10 protein-coding genes are annotated in these 24,132 nt (G+C 34.5%); 8 read left to right on the top strand and 2 right to left on the bottom strand.

All coding sequences use genetic code 11. The features are described from left to right. Positions 1-109: 109 nt before the first annotated feature. Together MPF19_RS07015 and MPF19_RS07010 are read right to left on the bottom strand one after the other, a co-directional pair. A complete protein-coding gene (locus tag MPF19_RS07015; protein WP_203394045.1) occupies positions 110-967 on the bottom strand; it encodes an EcsC family protein in 858 nt (285 codons plus the stop codon). A 98-nt stretch (positions 968-1,065) separates the two neighbouring features. Continuing rightward, positions 1,066-1,803, bottom strand: coding sequence for an SOS response-associated peptidase (locus MPF19_RS07010; protein ID WP_249987435.1), 738 nt, complete (start codon positions 1,801-1,803; stop codon positions 1,066-1,068). A 339-nt stretch (positions 1,804-2,142) separates the two neighbouring features. On the opposite strand from MPF19_RS07010, the gene MPF19_RS07005 reads away from it, so the two are divergent. The 8 genes from MPF19_RS07005 to MPF19_RS06970 form a co-directional block, all read left to right on the top strand. After that, positions 2,143-2,556 (top strand): HYC_CC_PP family protein, encoded by a 414-nt coding sequence (locus MPF19_RS07005; RefSeq protein ID WP_502925069.1) that lies wholly within the window; start codon positions 2,143-2,145, stop codon positions 2,554-2,556. Between the two features lie 116 nt (positions 2,557-2,672). After that, positions 2,673-6,506, top strand: coding sequence for an efflux RND transporter permease subunit (locus MPF19_RS07000; RefSeq protein ID WP_249987433.1), 3,834 nt, complete (start codon positions 2,673-2,675; stop codon positions 6,504-6,506). A gap of 15 nt (positions 6,507-6,521) precedes the next feature. Continuing rightward, positions 6,522-7,766, top strand: a complete 1,245-nt coding sequence (locus MPF19_RS06995) for a TolC family protein (protein WP_249987431.1) — start codon at positions 6,522-6,524, stop codon at positions 7,764-7,766. Continuing rightward, positions 7,766-10,264 carry a heavy metal translocating P-type ATPase gene (locus MPF19_RS06990; RefSeq protein ID WP_249987429.1) on the top strand — a complete coding sequence of 833 codons (2,499 nt, stop codon included), beginning with the start codon at positions 7,766-7,768 and terminating at the stop codon, positions 10,262-10,264. Before MPF19_RS06995 ends, MPF19_RS06990 begins: the two co-directional genes overlap by 1 nt. Positions 10,265-10,339: 75 nt before the next feature. After that, positions 10,340-12,052: an efflux RND transporter periplasmic adaptor subunit gene (locus MPF19_RS06985; protein ID WP_249987428.1), complete on the top strand. Its 1,713-nt coding sequence runs from the start codon at positions 10,340-10,342 to the stop codon at positions 12,050-12,052. An 18-nt stretch (positions 12,053-12,070) separates the two neighbouring features. Then, on the top strand, positions 12,071-12,229 hold the full coding sequence (locus MPF19_RS06980; RefSeq protein ID WP_203394051.1) for a hypothetical protein: 159 nt from the start codon (positions 12,071-12,073) through the stop codon (positions 12,227-12,229). 19 nt (positions 12,230-12,248) lie between these two features. Further along, positions 12,249-12,659 (top strand): heavy-metal-associated domain-containing protein, encoded by a 411-nt coding sequence (locus MPF19_RS06975; RefSeq protein WP_249987426.1) that lies wholly within the window; start codon positions 12,249-12,251, stop codon positions 12,657-12,659. A 1,912-nt stretch (positions 12,660-14,571) separates the two neighbouring features. Further along, positions 14,572-24,132, top strand: a 9,561-nt coding sequence (locus tag MPF19_RS06970; RefSeq protein ID WP_249987424.1) for a hypothetical protein, incomplete at its 3' end; no start/stop codon positions are given.

The following is a 24,132-nucleotide window of genomic DNA, read 5'->3' as shown; positions in this document are numbered from 1 at the left end:
TAATTGCCCGAGGCTTGCCTCGAAATGCAAAATAGTTGTTTCGAAAACAGATCTTGTACCCTTGGGGCGAGTTTGTTGCTTAAACTGAAGGTTGGAAATTTGTTTTTTTTTATTTTTCTTCGATCAAAATACTATTGTAAGTTTCTTGAACCAATAATGCTCCATATTTTCGTTCTAATTGTCTTACTTTAAAATGAGCAGATGCCATTTCTTGAAAATGATTTACAAATACAAAATTAAGAGATGCTCCACCAATGGCGCCAAGGACGGGAATGGCTTGCGCCAAAAATTTCTCGCTAATTAAAAGACTTAATTGTGTGGCTATTTTAGAAATAAAATTAGTAATTACATTTGTTCCCACGGAACTTACACTCTTTAAAAGCGTTTCAATACCTACTTTTACTCCAGATGCAGATATATTTTTTAAGGCAGAATTTAATGCAATACGCGTAGTATAATAACTAGATTCCATACCATCATCTTTATTAGAATCACCACCTAAAGCAAAAACTTCTAAGCAAGCCATTTGTCCTTCTAGGGTATAAATATCTTCTCCTTCGCTACGCGCAATATCTAGAATCGTTCGCATAATAAACTTGGTGGTTATGGTTAATTCTGATGTAAAAATCAAAGTACCTATACCTGTTGTTGATCCTAAAAAACCGCTTAGCGCTCCAGAACTGGTTACAATTGCTTTGTACGTGTGTTTAGATGGTTTTTTAAATTTTTTATTTTTTTGAATGGTGATTAAATTAGCTTTTATAACAGTTAATAACACGGATTTGGTTATTTTTTGAATTCGAACCAATGTTTTATCCGGAATGTAATTCATACCATCTTCTATGGTGTTACCAATCTTATTTACATTTCGAATAGCCCAACCTAAATTATTCATAGTCTGTTTGGCTTTTTTTAATGCTTCAAAATCTTCCGTTGATAGTTTCTGAAACGATACTTCTTTACTCATTTACTCTTTTATTTATTTGTTGGTTTCTTATTACAATTGATCAAATGATTTTTTATTATTTTGTGCCTAAAATGCTATTTAAACGGCTTCTTTGTAATTTAAAATAACCCTTTTTGATAAGGAACTTCATTTAAAATAGAAAGGAGGTTACTCTCTTTTTTAATACTAAATAAATCTGTGGAAACAGGATAGTTAATCAATTCTTGTGTTGTAAAAGTATTCAATAATTCTTTAATTGAATTTTCTTCAGAAGTATGCAACCATTCTTCATAATTTCTGGGATCTAAAATTAAAGGCATTCTGTAGTTCCCCAACTTATTTGGTGTATTGTGTATTTCTTTAAACATAGCGTTTGCTTGGGTAGTTATTATAGAAGCTGAGCAATTTTGATGTAAAGAATTATCTGCTAAAACCGAATAAACACCTGCAAATGCAATTAAATTATGGTTTTTCTCTTTAAAGTAGTACGGAATTTTGTTTTTAATACCAACTTCAGAATGAGGTTCAAACAAACCATCGGCTACTATTAAACAGCGTTGCCATTTTATAAACTGACTGTACAATTTACTTTCAAATAGGCGTTCTTTTGTCGCGTTTAAGGTGTTGGTTTTTAATAAGAAATCTTTTCTTTTTTCTACATGATAGTCGGTAGGTAAAACTCCCCAAGCCGCATGTTCTATCAATGTAGGATCTTCTTGTTTTACGATGGCTAAACTCTTTGCTTCCCAACCGTTAAAATGATAATAAGGCTCATAAGACAATGGATCCTTAACTAGCAACTTCGATTTTTTTTCTAGCTCTTTTAAAGACTTGGTTAAGGAAATATGAAAACACATAAGTAGCTTTTTGTGAAAGTTATAAAATATCTGCGAACTCTAATAACTTTCTTTTAATTGATTTTTCTAAGGTGTTTCGAAAAATAGCACTTTCCATTTGATTAAAGTGTAATTAGATTAGAGTATAATAAAAACATCATAAGTTTGAATTCGCTTTATTTAATTCAATTCGTTTCGACGGAAATTGTTAGTGAATATTTGTGATACAAAAATGCTTAAAAAGAGTTAATAGAGAAAGTCTTTTTAATGTACACTGCTGCAGAAATTGGAGGTTGATTAAGTTAAACTTTTCTTAAGGAATATTTTGTTATTTAATTTTGTATACCTTTGTTTTCTAGTATGAAACAGATATCCCATAAAATAATGTCCTTTATAATGGCCCTTGTAGTGTTATTCTCTACAATGTCATTTACTGTAAGCATGCATTATTGTGGCGATAATTTAGTGGAAACGGCCATGTTTCAGAAAGCGAAAGGTTGCGGAATGGAAATGGAGAAACCTTCTAGTGAGGATTGTAAAGTAATCAAAAAGAATTGTTGTAGTGATAAACAATTTATGGTAGATGGTCAAAATGAATTACAGCTACAAGTAGATATTATTTCTTTTGAGCAACAAGTATTTTTAGCTTCATATATTTACTCTTATATCAACCTTTTTGAAGGTTTAGAAAACAATGTTTCTTCTTACGGAGAATACGAACCACTGCTCGCTAACAGGCAAATCTTTAAGTTAGACGAGACCTATTTAATCTGATTTTTTAAACAATAGACTGTATTATCCAGTGATTTATTTCATTAGGATAAATTGCTGTATTCGGTGTTTTCTTATTTAAGATAACGCCACTTTCTAACTGTTTAATAATTAAACCAATGCTAAATAAAAGCATCAAATTCTTAATAGAGAATAAAATCGTAGCCGTTTTATTACTTGTCCTTTTTGTAGGATGGGGAACTGTAAACGCACCTTTTAATTGGAATACTGGTTTTTTACCAAGTGATCCTGTGGCTGTAGATGCCATACCAGATATTGGTGAAAATCAACAAATTGTATTCACAAAGTGGGATGGTCGTTCTCCACAAGATATCGAAGACCAAATTACATATCCTTTAACAACCTCTTTATTGGGTATTCCTGGAGTAAAAACCATTCGTAGTTCGTCTATGTTTGGCTTCTCTAGTATTTATATCATTTTTGAAGAAGACATCGAGTTTTACTGGAGCCGAAGTCGGATTTTAGAAAAATTAAATTCACTACCAAGTGGCTTGTTACCAGAAGGCGTTAACCCTGCTTTAGGGCCAGATGCTACAGGTTTAGGTCAAGTATATTGGTACACGTTAGAAGGTCGTGATGAAAACGGAAAAGTTACTGGTGGTTGGGATTTACAAGAGTTACGAAGTATTCAAGATTACTATGTTAAGTATGCTTTATCGTCTGCAAGTGGCGTTTCAGAAATTGCTTCTATTGGTGGTTATGTTCAGGAATATCAGGTAGATGTGAATCCAGAATTAATGCGTCAGTATAATATAGGTTTAAATCAAGTTGTAAAAGCGGTTAAAAGTAGCAATCAAGATATTGGTGCACAAACCTTAGAAATCAATCAAGCAGAGTATCTAGTACGTGGTTTAGGATATATAAAATCGGTAGAAGATATTGAAAACGCAGTGGTAACTTCTAAAGATTTTACTGCTATTAAAATTAAAGACATTGGAAAAGTTTCTCTAGGTCCTGCAGCACGACGTGGTTTATTAGATAAAGAAGGCGCAGAAGTTGTTGGTGGTGTTGTAGTTGCTAGATATGGAGCAAATCCTATGGAAGTAATTACCAATGTAAAAGAAAAAATAGACGAACTAAAAGGAGGCTTGCCAACGAAGGTATTAGCAGATGGACGAACATCTCAACTAACAGTGGTTCCTTTTTATGACAGATCAGATCTTATTGTAGAAACTTTAGACACACTTACCGAAGCATTAACTTTAGAGATTTTAATTACCATTTTAGTAATTATTGTAATGGTTTTTAATTTAAGAGCTTCTCTTTTAATTTCAGGATTGTTACCTGTAGCTATTTTAATGGTGTTTGTGACGATGAAACTATTTAATGTGGATGCAAATATTGTAGCACTTTCTGGTATTGCAATTGCTATTGGAACCATGGTAGATGTAGGCGTAATACTTGCCGAAAATATGATTCGCCATCTTGATGAAAATGAAGTAAAGAGTGAAAAGTTAAGAGTGAAGAGTGAAAATGTCATTCCGACAGAGCAAGGTACGAGCGACGAGGAATCTATGATTTCTAATGTTCAAAACAATAAACTTTCAATAAACGAAATTATTTACAACGCTACCGCGGAAGTTTCCGGAGCTATATTAACAGCGGTTTTAACAACAATTATCAGTTTTATACCTGTATTTACGATGGTTGGTGCAGAAGGGAAGTTATTTAGACCTTTGGCCTTTACAAAAACGATGGCATTATCTGCTTCTTTAGTGATAGCTTTGTTTATAATTCCGCCTTTAGCAGCTTTTTTATTCCGTAAAACAACGCTAAAAAATTCATTTAAATATATTGTAAGTGGTGCTTTAATCCTTGCCGGAATTGTAATTGTAATAAGTGGATTTTGGTTAGGTTTTATAGTAGTTGCTTTCGGAATTTCAGGGTTATTAGGCATTTTAGGAAAACTAGATAGTAAAAAAGTAAACCTTGTAAATATCATTATTTCTTCGGCAGCAATTGTATTTCTATTGGCGGAATATTGGAGACCTTTAGGTTTTAATCGTAGTATTTTTATCAACTTAATTTTTGTGGCTATTATTTGCTTCGGAATTTTAGGACTGTTTTCTATTTTTAGAAAATATTACGGACAAATTTTACAATGGGCTTTATCGAATAAAATGTTGTTTTTAATGATTCCAATCACCGTTCTTGTTTCTGGAATTTGGATTATGAGCAATACAGGAAAAGAATTTATGCCTTCTTTAAATGAAGGATCCTTTCTACTGATGCCAACTTCCCTTCCGCATGCAGGAGTTGAAGAAAATAAACGTGTGTTACAGCAATTAGATATGGCAGTTGCTACCATTCCAGAAATTGAAACGGTAGTAGGTAAATCTGGTAGAACAGAATCTGCTTTAGATCCTGCTCCTTTGTCGATGTACGAAAACATGATTCAGTATAAACCGGAATACATGCGTAATTCCGAAGGAAAAAGACAGCGTTATAAAGTGAATGCCGATGGTTATTTTATATTGAAAGACGGTAGTTTGTGCGTAAGTAATTCTATGCCAATGGAAAAGACCTCACAGGATTCAAAAACCTGTGAGGTCTCTAGCGGACAACTTATCGAAGACAACGATGGTGAATTCTACCGCAACTGGCGACCAGAAATTAAGAGTCCAGATGATATTTGGAAAGAAATTATAAAAGTCACCAAGTTACCAGGCGTTACTTCTGCACCCAAATTACAACCTATAGAAACCCGCTTAGTGATGCTTCAAACAGGGATGCGAGCACCTATGGGAATTAAAGTAAAAGGACAAGATTTAAAACAAATTGAAGCTTTTGGACTAGAACTAGAAACTCTTTTAAAACAAGCGGAAGGTGTTAAAGTAGAGGCTGTTTTTGCCGATAGAATTGTTGGTAAACCTTATTTATTGATTGATATTGATAGAGAAAAAATAGCACGATATGGAATTTCAATCGAAGATGTACAGAGTGTGCTAAAAGTTGCTATTGGCGGAATGGAATTAACGCAAACTGTGGAAGGCCGAGAACGATATGGAGTTCGTGTACGTTACCCAAGAGAATTACGTGGCAATCCAGAAGACATTAAAGACATTTATATTCCTGTGGAAAAAGGGAGTCCTGTGCCATTAAGTGAGTTGGCAACGATTCGTTATGAACAAGGTCCGCAGGTAATAAAAAGTGAAGACACTTTTTTAGTCGGTTATGTTTTGTTTGATAAAATTGACGGTTTTGCAGAAGTAGCTGTGGTAGAAAATGCACAAGCCTTATTTCAACAGAAAATAGATTCAGGAGAATTAATTGTTCCTAAAGGAATCAGTTACCAATTTACAGGAACGTATGAAAATCAATTACGTGCAGAAAAAACATTGGCTATTGTAGTTCCTTTGGCGTTGGCAATTATCTTTTTAATTCTGTATTTTCAGTTTAAATCGATCACAACTTCATTAATGGTCTTTACAGGAATTGCCGTTGCATTTGCGGGTGGTTTTATTATGATTTGGTTATATGGACAAGATTGGTTTTTCAATTTTAGTTTCTTTGGCGAGAATATGCGAGACCTTTTCAATATGAAAACCATCAATTTAAGTGTGGCTGTTTGGGTTGGTTTTATAGCTTTATTCGGAATTGCAACAGATGATGGTGTTGTAATGGCAACCTATCTTACACAAACTTTTGATCGTGAAAAACCTGCTGATAAAATGAGCATTAGAGCTTCGGCTTTAGAAGCTGCTAAAAAACGAATTCGTCCGTGTTTAATGACAACAGTTACTACCATTTTAGCCTTGTTACCCGTTTTAACATCCACAGGAAAAGGAAGCGATATTATGATTCCGATGGCAATTCCAATTTTTGGAGGAATGGTGATTGACATCACTTCTTACTTTATTGTTCCCGTTTTATATAGCTGGAGAGAAGAGGTGAAATTGAAGAGAATAGAGAGAAAAGAGCTAAGAAAATAGACTAAAAAAGATACCATGAAAAAAAATAATAAACATATCGTACAGAAAGTAGCCTTGCTTCTAGGTTCTTTTTTCTTTGTTCTAAATGTTAATGGTCAAGAACTAGAAACTTACATTAATAAGGCTTTAGAAAATAGTCCTGAAATTCAGAAATTCGAGTTGCAATATAATATTGCTTCAGAAAAAGTGAATGAAGTAAACACGTTGGCTAACACAGAATTTGGGGTTGGTTATTTTGTTAGTGAACCAGAAACCCGAACAGGAGCGCAACGTTTTAAGGTGTCTGCAAAACAAATGTTGCCTTGGTTTAATACTATTTCGGCAAGAGAAAATTATGTAAATGCCTTGGCAGATGCAAAATATGAAGACATTGTTATTGCTAAACGAAAATTAATGGCTTCAGTTTCTCAATCGTATTACAATTTGTATGCTAATACCGCAAAACAAACTGTTTTAGTTGAAAACATAAAACTACTGGACACCTATGAAACATTAGCATTAACCTCTGTAGAAGTTGGCAAAGCATCTGCTGTAGATGTATTGCGTTTACAAATGAGACAGAATGAAATGCAGCAATTATTAGAAGTATTAGGACAGCAATTTCTTGCTGAGCAAACAAAATTTAATAAGCTCTTAAACCGTGAGAAAGCTATTGCTGTAAAGGTTGTAAATGAATTGAGTATACCTTCGGAAGATTTTGAAATCACTACTAAAAATTTAGCATTACATCCAGAATTATTGAAATATGATAAACTGTATCAATCGGTTGAAAAATCGGAGTTATTGAATCAGAAAGAAAGCAGTCCGCTGATTGGTTTTGGTCTAGATTATATTAATATTGAAAAAAGACCAGACATGAGTTTTAGCGATAATGGAAAAGATATAGTTATGCCAATGGTGTCGGTTTCTATTCCAATATTCAATAAAAAATACAAATCACAAACCAAGCAAAACGAATTACAACAACAAGAAATTGAAGCTCAAAAACAAGAACGTTACAATACTTTAGAAACGCTTTTAGATAAGGCGATAAACGATCGGTCTTCTGCAAGAATTAGTTACAATACACAAGTTAAAAATTTACAGCAAGCTAAAGATGCGGAAGATATTTTAATTAGAAGTTACGAAACTGGAACGATCGATTTTAATGATGTTTTAGATATTCAAGAATTGCAATTGAAGTTTCAAATGAATCAAATTGAAGCGATTAAAACATATTATTTACAAACAACAATTATTAATTATTTAACACAGCAATAATGAAACATACATATCACATACACGGAATGACTTGTAACGGTTGTCGTGGACACGTTGAAGAAACACTTTCTAAAGTTAAAGGTGTTTCTAAAGCTACAGTTAATTTAGAAAAAGCAGAAGCTACTATAGAAATGGAATCTCATATTTCATTAGAAACCTTCCAAGAAGCTTTAAAAAATGATGGTGGCCGATATAGCATTCACAAACCGGGAGAACATCATCATATAAAAGAAGTGAAAAAAGAACTTCCGAAAGGAAAAGGCACAGGTACATTTTATTGTCCGATGCATTGTGAAGGCGATAAAACGTATGACAAAGCGGGAGATTGTCCTGTCTGTGGAATGGATTTAGTAGAAGAGCAAAACATATCTATTAACACCGCAGAACACTGGACTTGCCCAATGCATCCTGAAGTTGTAAAAGATGAAGCTGGAGATTGCCCTATTTGCGGAATGGATTTAGTGCCTATGAAACCAGATCTTTCATCAGAAGAAAAAACATATAAAAAGATTGTAAAGAAGTTTTGGATTGCAGTCGCTTTTACCTTGCCAATATTTTTAATTGCCATGAGCGAAATGATTCCAAACAATCCATTGTATACAATTTTGGAACAAAAACATTGGAATTGGATTCAGTTTGCGCTGTCTATTCCGGTGGTTTTTTATGCCACTTGGATGTTCTTTGAACGTGCGTATAGAAGTATAAAAACGTGGAATTTAAATATGTTTACACTTATCGGAATTGGCGCAGGTGTATCTTGGCTATTTTCTGTTTTTGGAATGTTTTTTCCTGACATTTTTCCTATTCAATTTAAAACAGAATCAGGTGCTGTACATGTTTATTTTGAAGCGGCAACTGTTATTTTAACATTGGTGCTTTTAGGTCAATTATTAGAGGCGCGTGCACACGGAAAAACCAATTCAGCCGTAAAAGAACTCTTAAAATTAGCACCTAATAAAGCGTTAAAAATAGTAGACGGAGAAGATGTAGAAGTTACTATTGATAAAATTGAATTACATGATGTTTTAAAAGTAAAACCTGGTGATAAAATTCCTGTGGATGGTGTTATAACTGAAGGAAACACAACGATTGATGAATCGATGATTTCTGGAGAACCGCTTCCGGTAGACCGATCTAAAGGCGATAAAGTAAGTGGAGGTACTATTAATGGGAATCAAGTTTTTTTAATGAAAGCAGAGAAAGTTGGTAGCGATACGTTACTCTCTCAAATTATTAAAATGGTGAATGATGCAAGTAGAAGTCGCGCTCCAATTCAGAATTTAGCAGATAAAGTTTCTGGTTATTTTGTGCCTGTTGTGGTGCTTATTTCTTTAATAACATTCGCTGTTTGGGCAATTTATGGGCCAGAACCTGTGTATGTATATGCTTTTGTAAATGCCATTGCCGTATTAATTATTGCATGTCCTTGTGCATTAGGTTTAGCAACACCAATGTCTATAATGGTTGGTGTTGGTAAAGGAGCACAAAACGGTGTCTTGGTTAAAAATGCAGAAGCTTTAGAACGAATGGCTAAAGTAGATACTTTAATTATTGATAAAACAGGAACTATTACCGAAGGAAAACCAACCGTAGAAAAAGCGGCTGCGTTTAATGCTATTTTAAGTGATGTAGAAGTGTTGCAATACATTGTGTCTTTAAATAAAAATAGTGAACATCCTTTAGCCGAAGCCACTGTAAAATATGGTAAAGAGCAAAACACGGAAGTTTTAAAATCGGAAGAATTTAGTGCTGTTACAGGAAAAGGTGTGGAAGCAACAATAAACGGTAAAAAAATCGCTTTAGGAAATCCTAAAATGATGGATTATGTAAATGCTGAAATCACTCCTAAAATGGAAGAAGAAGCTAAAACGTATCAGAAACAAGGGAAAACAGTTTCCTTTTTATCCGTAGATAAAAAAGTTGTTGGTTATGTTGTTATTGGTGATAAAATTAAAGCAACGAGTGCAAAAGCAATAAAAGCACTTCAAGATAGAGGAGTTTCGGTAATAATGTTGACAGGTGATAATTATGATACCGCACAAGCTGTGGCTACCGAATTATATCTTGCCGATTTTAAAGCAAGTATGTTACCAGAAAATAAATTGCAAGAAGTAACCAAATTACAAGAGCAAGGAAAAGTAGTCGCAATGGCTGGAGACGGAATTAATGACGCACCTGCACTCGCAAAAAGTGATGTTGGTATTGCCATGGGAACGGGTACAGATGTAGCAATTGAAAGTGCTATGATTACTTTGGTAAAAGGAGATTTACATGGTATTGTAAAAGCGCAACATTTAAGTGAAGCTGTTATGAAAAACATTAAACAAAACTTATTTTTCGCGCTGTTCTATAACACATTAGGCATACCAGTTGCAGCAGGAGTTTTGTTTCCTTTTTTCGGAATTTTGTTATCTCCTATGATTGCTGCTTTGGCTATGAGCTTTAGTTCGGTTACAGTAATTGCAAATGCCTTACGTTTAAGAAATATTAAAATATAAATAATAAGATAATTAACCTGCAAGGTATTGCTGACAAAGGAAGCTTCCTTGTAGGTTTTAAAAACAAAGAAACTTATGAAAAAATATAGTGTTTATATAGGTTTAATAGCTGTTGGATTACTTTTAGGCTGGATGCTTTTTGGAGGATCATCAAAAACAGAAGAAATACACAAGCACGATGCTGTAGCAGAAACAAACCAAATGTGGACTTGCTCTATGCATCCACAAATTATGCAACCAGAAGCAGGCGATTGTCCTATTTGCGGAATGGATTTAATTCCTGCTGCAAGCAGTGCAGAAGGATTGTCTGCGGATCAATTTAAGCTTTCAGAAAATGCGATGGCATTAGCCAACATACAAACCACAATCGTAGGAGAAAATAGTTCTGATGCTGATACAGGTTTTGTTTTATCAGGAAAAATTACAGAGAATGAAGATGAAACAGCAACTATGCCTGCGCATTTTGATGGTAGGGTTGAAAAACTGTTTGTAAATTCTTTAGGACAACAGGTAAATAAAGGGCAAGCAGTTGCTCAAATATATTCTCCAGAATTGATTGCTGCTCAACAAGAGTTAATAACGGCCTATAAATTAAAAGCATCTCAACCACAACTATATAATGCTGTTAAAAATAAGTTTAAAAATTGGATGATTCATGGTGCGCAATTAGATGAGGTAGAGCAAACAGGAAAAGTGAAAAATAGTTTTACCATTTACTCGCATGTATCTGGTGTTGTTACAGAAATTGCGATAAATGAGGGATCTCATATCATGGATGGAAAACCAATTTTTAAGGTTTCTAATCTAAATACAGTTTGGGCTAATTTTGATGTGTATGAAAATAAAATTAGCCAGTTTAAAAAAGGTCAGGATGTTGTGGTAACCACAAATGCATATCCGAATAAAACGTTTAAAGGAAAGGTCTATTTTATAGATCCTATTTTAGATACGCAAACAAGAACTGTAAATTTAAGAGTGGTTTTAAATAATAAAAATGAGCTGTTTAAACCAGGTATGTTTGTAGAAGGAAAGATGAAAAGTATGGTTTCTGTGGATGAAAAACAAGCAATTACAATACCTGCTTCGGCTGTTTTATGGACAGGGAAACGATCTGTTGTGTATCTAAAAACGAATCCTAATGAACCAGTTTTTGAAATGAAAGAGATTACATTAGGCAATCAAATAGGTGCTAATTATCAGGTTTTAGAAGGTCTAAATAATGGCGATGAAATTGTAACCAACGGAACCTTTACGGTAGATGCTGCAGCGCAATTGCAAGGCAAAAAATCGATGATGAATAAAACAGTTAAATCAGAACCAATATCACTTATTGGAACCATGAAGATGAAATTTCCTCTAATTTTTAAAAACGAATTTAAAACGACACTACCGCTTTACTTTTCTATTAAAGATGCTCTTATTGCAAGTGATTACAATAAGGTTTCTAAATTAGCAAATACAATGCTTCAAAAAGCACTAAAAATTAATTTAAAAGGTTTAAGCCAAATGGAGTTAGTTCATTTTAATAAAACGGTATCCATGTTAAAAGCTATTTCTGAAAATAATACTATTGAAAAACAACGTGCTCATTTTGTAATACTCAATGAAAATATAGTTGCTATAGCAATGAATATGGATAATTTAGAATCGACATTATATGTTCAAAAATGTCCGATGGCTAACAATAATAAAGGTGCCATGTGGATGAGTACTGAAAAGGATATTAGAAATCCTTATTACGGAGAGACCATGATGACTTGTGGTAGTATAATTGAAGAAATTAATTAATATTAAAACGAATGCTATATGACTAGAATAAAGACATTAAATTTAATAAGTATTCTGCTTGCCTTAACGGCGATAGCAATGCTAAGTATTGGTCTTATAATGAAAATTCCCGCTCCGGCTTTAACAGGTGTTGGATTTTTATTAATCGTATGGGCTTTACAAGTAATTAAAAAATAAATAATTAAATTTTGAAATAATGAAAAAAGTAATTTTGAGTCTAGCTGTAATAGCTACAATGGGTTTTACAAGTTGTAAAAATGACGCCAAACAGAAAACTGAAACGATAGAAGTAACTAACAAAATGGCAAAAGCAAACGTTTCTTTTGGTGTTAGAGGAAATTGTGGCATGTGTAAAAAGACCATAGAGACAGCAGCGAATGCGGTTGATGGTGTTGCAACTGCCATTTGGAATTTAGACAAAAAGGAAATTGAAGTGTCTTTTGATGATGCCAAAACCGATGCTATGGAAATTCATAATGCAATTGCTGCTTCTGGTTATGATACTGAGAAAGTCTCGGGAAGCGAAGAAGCTTACAATGGTTTACCAGGCTGTTGCCAATATGACCACACAATGGCAATGAATCAGTCTGGTGAAATGAAAGAATAGGACTACTCAGGTAAATATGAATCATAAATTTTTTTTTGAGATTTTATCTAGAAGCTAGTCATATTTTTTTATATTTACAGCCAAAATTATACGCCCCCCTTGTGTAATTAAAACTACAGGATTAAGCTTAAACGTTTAATCCTGTTTATTTTTTTTACAAACAGGATTCCGATAACTTTAAAATATCCATAACAATATTATTTTTAATATTGCTGTCATCATGTGATGCATAATTAAATACTATTTTTCATTGAAACTTATTTTTTAATGAATATTTTTTTATATTATTTGTGTAATTAATTGTTGTACAGGTGATTAATTTGGTTTAGTGGTTTTTTTAGGCTACAATAAAACGGATTTTGCTGCATTGTAAATATTTTTTTTGCGAACTTGATTTAGTTTGTATGTAGCAATTTCAATACCCTAAGCATTGTCAAATTTAAAATCCCCAAAATGAATAGTATTTTTTTTATAGATCCACCGCCCAAAATTCTACCTATTTTCTTCTAATTTCTATAAAATATTCTTATGTCTCATGCATGGGTTTGTAGTTAAAAATGTTTGCTAGTTTTTTTAGTTGAAGTAACATTTACTGGTTTGGAGTTATCGATGTTGTAATTTCTTTCTGTTAATTATACTATTAGCGGATGTATCGTTTATAAAATCATAGAATGTTTACTGCATTCTACTTTTATATTTTTAATTACAGTATAATCTGGCGCCACTTCTTTAAAATCAAAACCAGTACTTAAAACCGTATTTTAAGCGGCTTCAATTCTACTTTTTTCAAGACGTTTTCAAGCAGTGATAGGATTCTAAATTCTAGCGCAATTAGAAATGTTGAGGATATGGTATATGGTAAGGTACTCTCTTTTTTAAATTCGAATACTAATTATAAAAAGTATTGGCATACAGCTATAAAAAATTAGCAAAATAAATATTCTATTATAATAAATATTTACATTAAAGTATTTTAATGTAAATGGCAGTAGAAGCATCGATAATTTTAGAAGTCCAATAAAAATATCTAACTAAATCTTCATTTTAAGAATTTGATAAAAAAAAACTGTATTTGTTTGTTTTTACTTAATATGTTTAAATTTAATCAAATTTGTTATTTTTTTATAAAAAATATTTTTTCTAAGAGCACAAATAATAATTTTGTATCTAATTTTTCTGAGAATATTTTTATATTAATATTTATAAAATAGTTTAATTCCCTTTAAAATAAAGGGTTTGAAGCTTTTTTTTAGCTGTTTTAGATGTTCTTAATGGGTTTAGAATAGATTATTTGGGTAATTGTCAATAAAAATTTCAAATACACCATTCTCAGCGATTTGAAATTGCGAGAAATATGCCGCCCAAAAGGTGATTTTTGATAAATTATAATTTATTTTATCACTAAAGTACTTAAGTGGTAAATTACTTTTTTATTAAAGCGAACCTTAGGTACTAAAGTGAATTAAAATTTTCAATTTCTAAGCAAAATTTTAAAGTTTACGAACAGATTTTACGATCTATTGTTAATAAAAAAAATATAAAATTCTATATTTAATGTGCGTTGCTGTCTTATTGTTTTTTGTTTTAAAGGCTGTTTTTTTTAAGCGTTATTAAATAATATGCGTTCTAATAATTACGAATTAAATGTGATTATTTTAACTTTTTTTAACAATAATAGTATAAAAGTGTTTTTTAGGGGGGTAAATGCTTTATTTATAGTTTTTTATAGTTTTTGTATTTTTCTAAAAAAAAAGTTAAATTTTTCTTAAAAATTTATTAATTTTACCATTTACTGCATTGTTAATGCCGCTTATCGATTAAAAAAGACATTTCATCGGTCTATTTTATTTAGAGTAAGTGTAAATTTTATTTTTGCATTAGTATATCAACAGAATAATTTAATTACAGTTTCATGGGAAAACATTATTTAGTCACCAAAAAACCTTTAAGTATATATAATAAGGTTTCGTTAATTTTTACATTATTTGCTATCTTCTTGTTTAGTAATAGTGCTTTTACACAAACTTGTAATTTAAATGCAGGTAACAGTAAAACAATTTGTGAGTCAGAAGGATTAAGTTTAATAAGTTCGTCTTTTGATGATGGTCTTGTTATTAATCCAAGATGGTCGCAGATTAACGGTCCTACTGCAATTTTGCAAACCCCAAATGCTTCCTCTACCGTTGTTGATGGTTTAGTAGGTGGTAATATATATACTTTTTTATTAAAAGGTGAGTGTGCAGATGGTTCTGGAGATAATCAACAACAGGTTGTTATTACAGTAAACGAAAACACTTTAGCAGAGGCAGGTTCTAGTATAATTGGTTGTCCTGGTAGTTATGCGCTTTCAGCAAATTCTCCAAACACATCAATTGGTGAAGTGGGAGAATGGACTGTAGACGGAAATGATGTTGCAGGTGTAACTATTTTTGATAGTAGCTTACCAAATACATCAATAATACTTGATGCCAATAGTACAGGGGATACAGTATTAAGATGGTCTATAAGTAACCCATCTCAGGCTATAACTTGTCCAACATCAGATACGGTACTTATAACTAATTTGGGTGGTGATCCAGTAGTAAATGCTGGTGCTGATTTTGAGGCGTTTACAGATGTAAGTGAGTGTTATACAAAGTTTAAGAGTGTTACCATGGATGCTTCAATTGGTGGGGTAGGTAATGGGCAAATTGGTACTTGGTCTTTTGTATCGGGTCCTAACGTTCCTTCCATTGCAAATGAAAATAGCCCAAATACTAAAGTTAATAAATTAACAGAAGGTACTTATGTACTTAGATGGAGTGTTGTAGGTCCCTGTGCTACAGGTACAGATACAGTAACAATAAATGTTCCTGCGGCTACGCAACAAAATACAACAGCAAATGCTGGTCCTAATCAGGTTTATTGTTCTCCGGTTACTTCTGCAGTATTAGATGGTAATCTACCTCAGTATAGTGGCGAAACTGGTGAATGGAAACGAACTGGAGGTAATGGAAGTGGTACAGTAACTTTTAGTGATGCTACAAGTCATTCTACAACAGTTAGTGGTTTGTCTGGTGTTAACGGAGAAGTTTATACCTTTAGATGGAGAATTACAGCACCGAATTTAGGGAATCTGGATTATGATTGTATATCATCTGATTTTGTAAATATTTCATTTAAAAATGATCCAACAACGATTGATGTAAATGGTGCTGCAAATACTATAGTATTACCTTCAGCTCCAGCTAATCCAGTGCCTTCATCTATATATAATAGTGTAGATCTTCCTTATGTATCCACAGGAGGAACTAGTACAATAGCTACTTTAGTTAGTGGTCCGGGTGCAGTGGTTCCTGTATATGCGTATTCAGGAAATAGTATAAATGTTTCTGGTTTAGATGATATAGGAACATATGTTATTCGTGTAACAAGATATGCAGTAGGAGAAGGGTTAACTGGTTGTGGAACAGCATCAGAAGATATTACTATAATTGTTTCAGAAACTCCTGGTGCTAATCAAGATATGAAAGCAAATGCAGGTACAGATTCTGTTTTACCTTGTGGCGCTGCTTTTACAAATTTGGCAGCTAATAATCCTTTAGCTACACAGCCTGGAGTTACAAATGTATATTCAGGGTATTGGACACAATTAGACGGGCCAAGTACTGCCGTTTTTGTAGATGAAACAATATATAATACTAGGGTAGATGTATCTCTTTCTGGAGATTATAATTTTAGGTGGCACATAATAAGTGGTCCATCCGGATCAACACCTTCTACAGATGATACTAAAATTACAGTATCACTTGTTGCTAGTGATACAATAGAAACACCTGCTGCAACCGATGTTTGTGCTGGTGATTTTGTATTAGAAGCAATACCATTAGAGTCTAATCAAACAGGTCTATGGACGTCTACCCCAGCTACTGCTGTATTTGACGATGCTACAAAACCTGTTACAGTTGTAAACCTTGCTGGTAATACTAATTATACATTTACATGGACAGTTTCAATTATAGGAGTTCCTGGTTGTACAGGTTCAGATTCTGTAGATATAGGGACTTCGGTAGATGAAGCACCTGCAGCAGCGGAGGCAGGAGATGATGTTTGTTTGCCAAGTGGTACAACTAATGTTACCATGAATGCAGATGATTCTGGTTTTAATGCTACAAATGCAACAACAGGTATATGGACATGGACGAAACCTACTGGTGCCGCAGATCCTACTACAGTATATGCAATTAAAATACCAGCGGTACCAGAAGTGCCTGCACAAGTTGAGGTTGTAGCACAAGATGCTGTTACGGCACAAAATGAAATTATAGGACAAGCGGCAGTATCTACCCAAGATGCAGTAGATGCTCAAGATGCAGTAGATGCTCAAGCTGAAGTTTTTGCTCAAGATGAAGTTTTTGCCCAAGATGCTGTAACGGCTCAAGATGCTGTAACGGCTCAACCGGCCTTTGCAGGAGGGTTAGCAAATCCCGGTGAAGCCCAAGATGAGGTTTTATTTCAACCAGAAATTTTAGCACAACCAGCAGTTCCTGCACAACTAGCAGTTCCTGCACAGCCAGAAGTTTTAGCTCAGCCAGCGGTTGCTGCACAGCCAGCAGTAGCAGCACAAGCAGCAATACCTGCTCAACCAGCAGTAGCAGCGCAACCAGAAATTTTAGCACAACCAGCGCAAGGAGGTCAGCCAGCAGTGGCGTATCAAGCAGCAATTCCAGCTCAGGCGGCAATTCCAGCTCAAGCAGCAATTCCAGCGCAAGCGGCAATTCCAGCTCAAGCAGCAATTGCTTATCAAGCAGCAATTCCAGCTCAAGCAGCTGTTCCTGCGCAAGCAGCAGTAGATTATCAAGCAGAAATTCCTTATCAATCAGCAATTATAGTAGATGGTATAACTTCTTATCCAGCTCAAGCGGCAATTCCTGTACAACCAGCACAAGGAGGTCAGCCGGCAGTAGCTTTGCAAGCAGCAATTCCTAATCAGGTAGCAATTCCTTTGCAAGCGGCAATTCCTTTGCAAGCGGCAATTCCAGTTCAAGTAGCAATACCAGCTCAAGCGGCAATTCCTGCACAAAATGCAGTAGCAGCTCAAGCGGCTATACCTTTTGAAGCAGCAATACCAGCTGTTTATTATTCGGCTACAGATGCAGATCCAAAAGCTACCTTTAGTGGTTTAGCAGCAGGACAATATGTTTTTCAATGGCAAACTTTAAACAATACAGCATGTAATACAACTTTTACAGATACTGTTTCTGTAACTGTAGATAATGGTACTATTTATAGTGCAGGAAACCTTTCGGATGTTTGTTCAACAACTCCTTTAGCATCTGTAACTATGAGTGCAGATGATCCTACCGGAGATGGTTTTACAGGAACATGGGTACAGTTAGAAGGAGATAATTCTTGGACTGTAGATGATCTGAATTCTGCAACTGCAGTGTTCTCTAATTTAAAACCAGGGTATAATTACGAATTTGAATGGAGTGTAGATAAAGGTCTTTGTACATACAATAACCCTGATACTGTTAGTTTTAGAGTTGCTTTACAAGCAGATGATGCTGCTTTAACAGGAGATGATTCAGATACTACTTGTGGTACTTCATACATTTCATCGCAAACAGCTAACGGTGTTACTGGTTCGGGAGGTTTAGGAGCTCCAGCAGTTGTTGCAGTAGGTAATGGAGGTACAGGAATTTGGTCTATTGTATCTGGTTCTAATACTCCTGTATTGGTTGATACAAATCCAGATCTTACAGTAAGTGGTTTGTCTACAGGTGTTTATGTTTTTAGATGGACAGTTACTTCAGATAATACATTTTGCCCACCAGATGTTCCTTTTGTAGATTTTACTTTAACGGTAAATGAGCCTGCAGATGCAGGAGATGATTTTGAATTATGTGATGCTACTTCAGTATTATTACAGGGTAACGAAACTTTAAGTAATAATGGAGTTTGGACCTATAATTCTGGTTCAGGTAGTCATGATCCTTCAGCAAGTATTACAGTTGCAGGAAACGGTTTGGCAACAGTAACTATTATTCCTGGAAATGTTTATGAGTTTACATATACTACATCAGGTGTTGCTTGTGGAGATTCTGATACGGTTAAAGTAACCAATAGTGCTCCACCAGTAATCCCTAATGCGGGTACTGATAAAGAAGTTTGTTTAGCTGGCGGTAATACAGTAGTAATGGATGCGAATGATGTTACGCTTTCGGGGACTAGTGATAGTGAAGGAACTTGGACACAAGTGAGTGGACCTGGTTCTGCAGTAGCAACTTTTGATAATCCTAATAGTCCTACTGCAACTGCGAGCCTTTCTACAACGGAAGAAGGGTTATATATCTTTTTATGGTCTTCAAAAAATGCATCAGGTTTTTGTACAGAATCAATTAGTGATTTTGTTCGTGTAAATTCTTACTTAGAACCTAGTGATGCAGTAATTACGCCAATAGATACTGATTCTTGTCAATTTACTACAGAATTAGAGGCTACGACGCCTGTAAATGGATTAGGTCATTGGGAACTTATATCTAGTGCTAGTTTAGATGGAGATGGTAACCCATATTCTGCTAATGCAGGAAACGCAGGTTATGTTAATTATGATTCACCAGCGTCTTATACTCCTGGAGATATTTCATTAGATAGCCCTAATAATCCTACTACAAGCCTTTCTATAGTCAATGAAAATACATTGGCATTGGGAGATTATTATTTTAGATGGAGGGTAAGTAATGGTGTTTGTGATTCAAAAGAAGCTATTATAAAAGTGACTTATAGTGGATTACCACCAACGGATCCTGTTGCAGGGCCAAATCAGTTTGTTTGTGCTTCTTCTTCCGTTGTAATGAGTGGAAATAAAATTACTCAAGGTACCGGAGAATGGTCTCAAGTTGGTACATCGCCTTCTATAGTTGCTTTTACAGACAGGTTTAGTAAAGATACAGACGTTAATGGTTTAACTGTAGCAGGGACTTATACACTTATGTGGACAGCAACAAATGGTGGTTGTTCTTTTTCTGATACCCTAGAGGTAACAGTTACAAATACAGTAGATAATGCAAATGCAGGTCCAGATCAAAATTTATCTCAGTATGAGTCTGTTACTTTAGCATCCAATGACCCTATTCCAGGGGATGGTGTATGGAGTTTTGTTTCAGGACCTAATACACCTAATATAATAGATATTCATAATCCTGCTACACAAGTATCGGGTACTATACCAGGAACGTATGAGTTTTCTTGGTCAGTTTCTAATGGGGTTTGTGGTACTTCTACAGATACCGTAGTTATTATAATTTCACCGGACGTAGATTTAAGTTTAGAAAAGACATTGCTTACAGCTTTACCAGTAAGTGTTGGACAAGAAATAGAGTTTCAGATTGCAATTACAAATAGTAGTGCAGATTTTGATGGAACAGGGGTAAGTGTTTTAGATAAATTACCTGCGGGTTATACTATTGTATCGGGTTCTGTAACGAACGGAGGAGTTTATAATGCTGGAGGAAATAGCATTAACTGGGCTAATTTAACCGTGGCAAAAGCAAGTACTGTTAATTTAAAGTATAAAGTAACTGTAAATGAGGTAGGACCTTATAATAATACAGCAGAAATTATGAGTTTAGATCAATCAGATCCAGATTCTACTCCTAATAATCAAGATAGTACAGAAGATGATTATGGTACAATAACTATTGCGCCAGGAGCTGTTGTAGATATTAATTTAGAAAAAACTGTTGATAATGCAACACCAAATGTAGGGGAAAATGTTGTTTTTACAATTACATTAAATAATAACGGACCAAGTGATGCAACAGGAGTTGAGGTAAGTGATATCTTGCCTGCTGGTTATACATATGTAAGTGCTACTTCTGCAACAGGAGCGGCAAGTATAAACGATGGAACTCCATCTTCTGGATCAGGTATTGTTTGGACCGTAGGTAGTTTAGCTAGTGGAGCTTCACAATTTTTAGAGATAACTGCTACCGTTGGTGCTACGGGACCATATGCTAACACAGCATCAGTTACAGCAACTAATGAAACAGATTCAGACATAACTAATAATAATGATGCTACTTCATTGGCACCAGTAGATGTAACAGATTTAAACTTAACAAAAAGTATAAGTGCACCAGCAAATGGTGTAAAATATTTAGTAGGAGAAATAGTTACATTTACGATAACTGTAAATAATGTAGGTCCTAGTACTGGAACAGGAATTAGTGTTGTAGAGTATTTACCAACAGGTTATACATATGATAGTGATAATGGAGCAGGAGCTTATACCCCAGCTACGGGTTCTTGGATTGTAGGAACCATAAATAGCAGTTCTTCTAAAACATTATTAATAGATGCAAAAATAAATGATGCAGGAACTTATAATAATGTTGCAGAAATAGTCCATTCAGATCAACAAGATCCAAATTCTACACCAGGTAACAATACTATATCAGAAGATGATCAAGAACAAGTAGATATTTCACCAATAAAGGTGGCTAATTTATCACTTGTTAAAACTGTAGATAATGGAACACCGGCTGTTGGAGATAATGTTACGTTTACACTTGCATTAACAAATGCAGGACCAAGTGCTGCTACATCTGTAGTTGTAAATGATGAGTTACCAGTAGGTTATACATTTGTAAGTTATACTTCAACTTCAGGAGCTTATAATTCTGCATCTGGAAATTGGACACTTTCTGGAAGTGTTTTAAATGGAAAAACAGAATATTTAGATATTGTTGTTACAGTAAATGCAGCAACAGGAGCTACAGATGAGTATAAAAATGATGCAGAAGTAACTGCAAGTACTCAATTTGATCCAAATTCTACTGTAGATGATGGAGCAGGGGATGATTTTTCATCAATAAGTACAATTCCAACAGCAGTTATAGATTTATCATTAACAAAGTCTGTCGATAAAACAGTAGCACAAGCAGGTACAAACGTTGTATTTACAGTAGTAGTATCAAATTCAGGGCCTAGTGATGCTACCTCGGTTGTCGTTACAGATAAATTACCAACAGGGTATACTTTGTTTGGTCATGATGGAGGAACAGCTTATAATGCTAGTACAGGTTTATGGTCTATAAATAGCTTAGCAAATGGAGCTACAGCAACTATAAATATTACGGCTACAGTAAATGCTACAGGTATTTATACAAATGTTGCAGAAATTACGAATGCAGTAGAAACAGATATAGATTCTACTCCAAATAATGATGACTTAACAGAAGATGATCAAGATGAAGTAACGGTATCTAGAGATCCTTTAGTTAATTTAAGTTTAACCAAAGGTGTAGATGTAGCTTCCCCTAATGTAGGAGATGAAGTTGAGTTTACAATTACAGTAACAAATGCTGGACCAAGTGCTGCGACTGGCGTTGTGGTTACAGATGAATTACCAAGTGGTTATGATTTTTCAAGTGCAACAGCATCAATAGGAACCTACAACCCAGTATCTGGTTCTTGGACTATAGGTAATTTAGCAAGCAGTGGAACAACTGCAACTGCTACTTTAAGTATTAAAGCCGAGGTATTACCAACAGGAGATTATAATAATGTTGCGGAAGTTACAGGAATTGATCAAGTAGATGGAAATTCTACTCCAGGAAATAATGATGCTACTGAAAGTGATCAAGACGAAGTTGTTGTAACACCGATTGAAAGTGCAGATTTATCTGTAGTAAAAGTTGTAGATATTCAATCTCCAAATGTAGGAGACAATGTTACTTTTACTATTGAGGTGAGCAATGCAGGACCAAGTGCTGCTACAGGTGTTATTGTAAAAGACCAATTACCTAGTGGTTACCAATTTGTAAGTGCTACGCCTACAGCGGGAATGTATAATAGTACCACAGGATTATGGACCGTTTCAGGACCAATATTATCAGGTGCATCAGAAACGATTCAAATAGTAGCTACAGTTTTAGAAAGTGGCGTTTATGCAAATAGTGCGGAGGTTACTGCAGTAGTTCAAGCAGATCCAGATTCTACAAAGAATGATGGAGCAGGAGATGATTTTTCAACAGTAACACCTACTCCAAATGCTTTAGTAGATCTTGCATTAATTAAAAGAATAGACACACCAACACCAGACGTAGGTTCTGATGTTGTTTTTACTATCGAAATTGTTAATAATGGACCAAGTGATGCAACAGGAGTTGTTTCAAATGATCTATTACCAGCAGGTTATACTTGGAAAAGTGATGACAGTTTAGGTAGTTATGCGGAAGGTACAGGAGTTTGGACTATAGGAACATTGGCTAATGGGGTAACTACAACTTTAAACATAACAGCTACTGTAAACGCTATATCTACTACAGCACCAATAGTAGATCCTGCAGTCGATTATACAAATACAGCAACTGTAACTAGTACAGAAACAGATGGAGATGCTGCTAATAATACGAGTACTATTTCTAGTACTCCAAGACCAGTTGCAGATATAACTTTAGCAAAAACAGTAGTTAATGCGGCGCCAAATGTAGGTGAAAATGCTGTGTTTAATTTAACTGTTAATAATGTTGGTCCAAGTGATGCGACAGGAATTATAGTAACAGATAAATTACCTTCTGGTTATACTTATGTATCTTCAACTCCATCCGGAACAACTACTTATAATAGTGTCTCTGGAGCATGGAATGTTGGAAGTTTAGCAGATGGAGTATCAGCAACTTTATCCATTACAGCTAAAGTATTAGGATCTGGAGATTATGATAATATTGCGCAAGTAACAGGTTCAGATCAATTTGATCCAAATTCTACACCAAACAATAATAATCCAAATGAAAATGATTATAGTGAAGTAGCAGTTACACCTATTAATAGTTCTAACCTTGTTACTACTAAAACAGTAAATAATCTTGCACCGAATGAAGGAGACACCATTGAGTATACACTTTCAGTTTCTAATTTAGGTACAACGTCTGCTACTGGAGTTAGTTTAACAGATAATTTGCCAACGGGAATTACCTATGTAAGTAATGACCAAGGAACAGCCTATAATCCAGGTTCTGGAGTTTGGACTATTGGAAATTTAGCAGTAAATGCTACAATTGTTTTAAAAATAACAGGTACTGTTAATTCAGGGACTTCAGGTGATACAATTACCAATGCAACAACAGCCGCAAGTGGAGATCAAACAGATCTAACGACAGCAGATGATGTATTAACGGCACCACTTACGGTTGCGAACAATGCAGATGTTGTGTTAACCAAATCAGTTGACAATGCGACACCAAATACAGGAGATACGGTAACGTATACGATTACTGTAACAAATAAAGGAGCAGCAGTTGTAACAGGTTTGAAATTAACAGATGATTTATCATTAATAACAGGCTTAGAAGAAGGGGCTATAATTGCTAGTGCAGGAACTTGGGCTTCACCAGCTTGGACAGTAGGAACTTTAGGAGTAGGCGTTACAGAAACGATTACGATTGAAGCTTTAGTAACAGCAGCAGGAACATCACCAGGTACTGTT

Origin of the sequence: Polaribacter sp. Z014 (genome assembly GCF_023555435.1) — a bacterium.
Taxonomy (GTDB): domain Bacteria; phylum Bacteroidota; class Bacteroidia; order Flavobacteriales; family Flavobacteriaceae; genus Polaribacter.
This window is presented reverse-complemented; position numbering and strand designations above follow the sequence as displayed.

Bases quoted from the DNA above. Each gene is read 5' to 3' on its own strand.
- MPF19_RS07015 (WP_203394045.1), bottom strand. From the start codon at position 967: ATGAGTAAAGAAGTATCGTTTCAGAAACTATCAACGGAAGATTTTGAA.
- MPF19_RS07010 (WP_249987435.1), bottom strand. From the start codon at position 1,803: ATGTGTTTTCATATTTCCTTAACCAAGTCTTTAAAAGAGCTAGAAAAA.
- MPF19_RS07005 (WP_502925069.1), top strand. From the start codon at position 2,143: ATGAAACAGATATCCCATAAAATAATGTCCTTTATAATGGCCCTTGTA.
- MPF19_RS07000 (WP_249987433.1), top strand. From the start codon at position 2,673: ATGCTAAATAAAAGCATCAAATTCTTAATAGAGAATAAAATCGTAGCC.
- MPF19_RS06995 (WP_249987431.1), top strand. From the start codon at position 6,522: ATGAAAAAAAATAATAAACATATCGTACAGAAAGTAGCCTTGCTTCTA.
- MPF19_RS06990 (WP_249987429.1), top strand. From the start codon at position 7,766: ATGAAACATACATATCACATACACGGAATGACTTGTAACGGTTGTCGT.
- MPF19_RS06985 (WP_249987428.1), top strand. From the start codon at position 10,340: ATGAAAAAATATAGTGTTTATATAGGTTTAATAGCTGTTGGATTACTT.
- MPF19_RS06980 (WP_203394051.1), top strand. From the start codon at position 12,071: ATGACTAGAATAAAGACATTAAATTTAATAAGTATTCTGCTTGCCTTA.
- MPF19_RS06975 (WP_249987426.1), top strand. From the start codon at position 12,249: ATGAAAAAAGTAATTTTGAGTCTAGCTGTAATAGCTACAATGGGTTTT.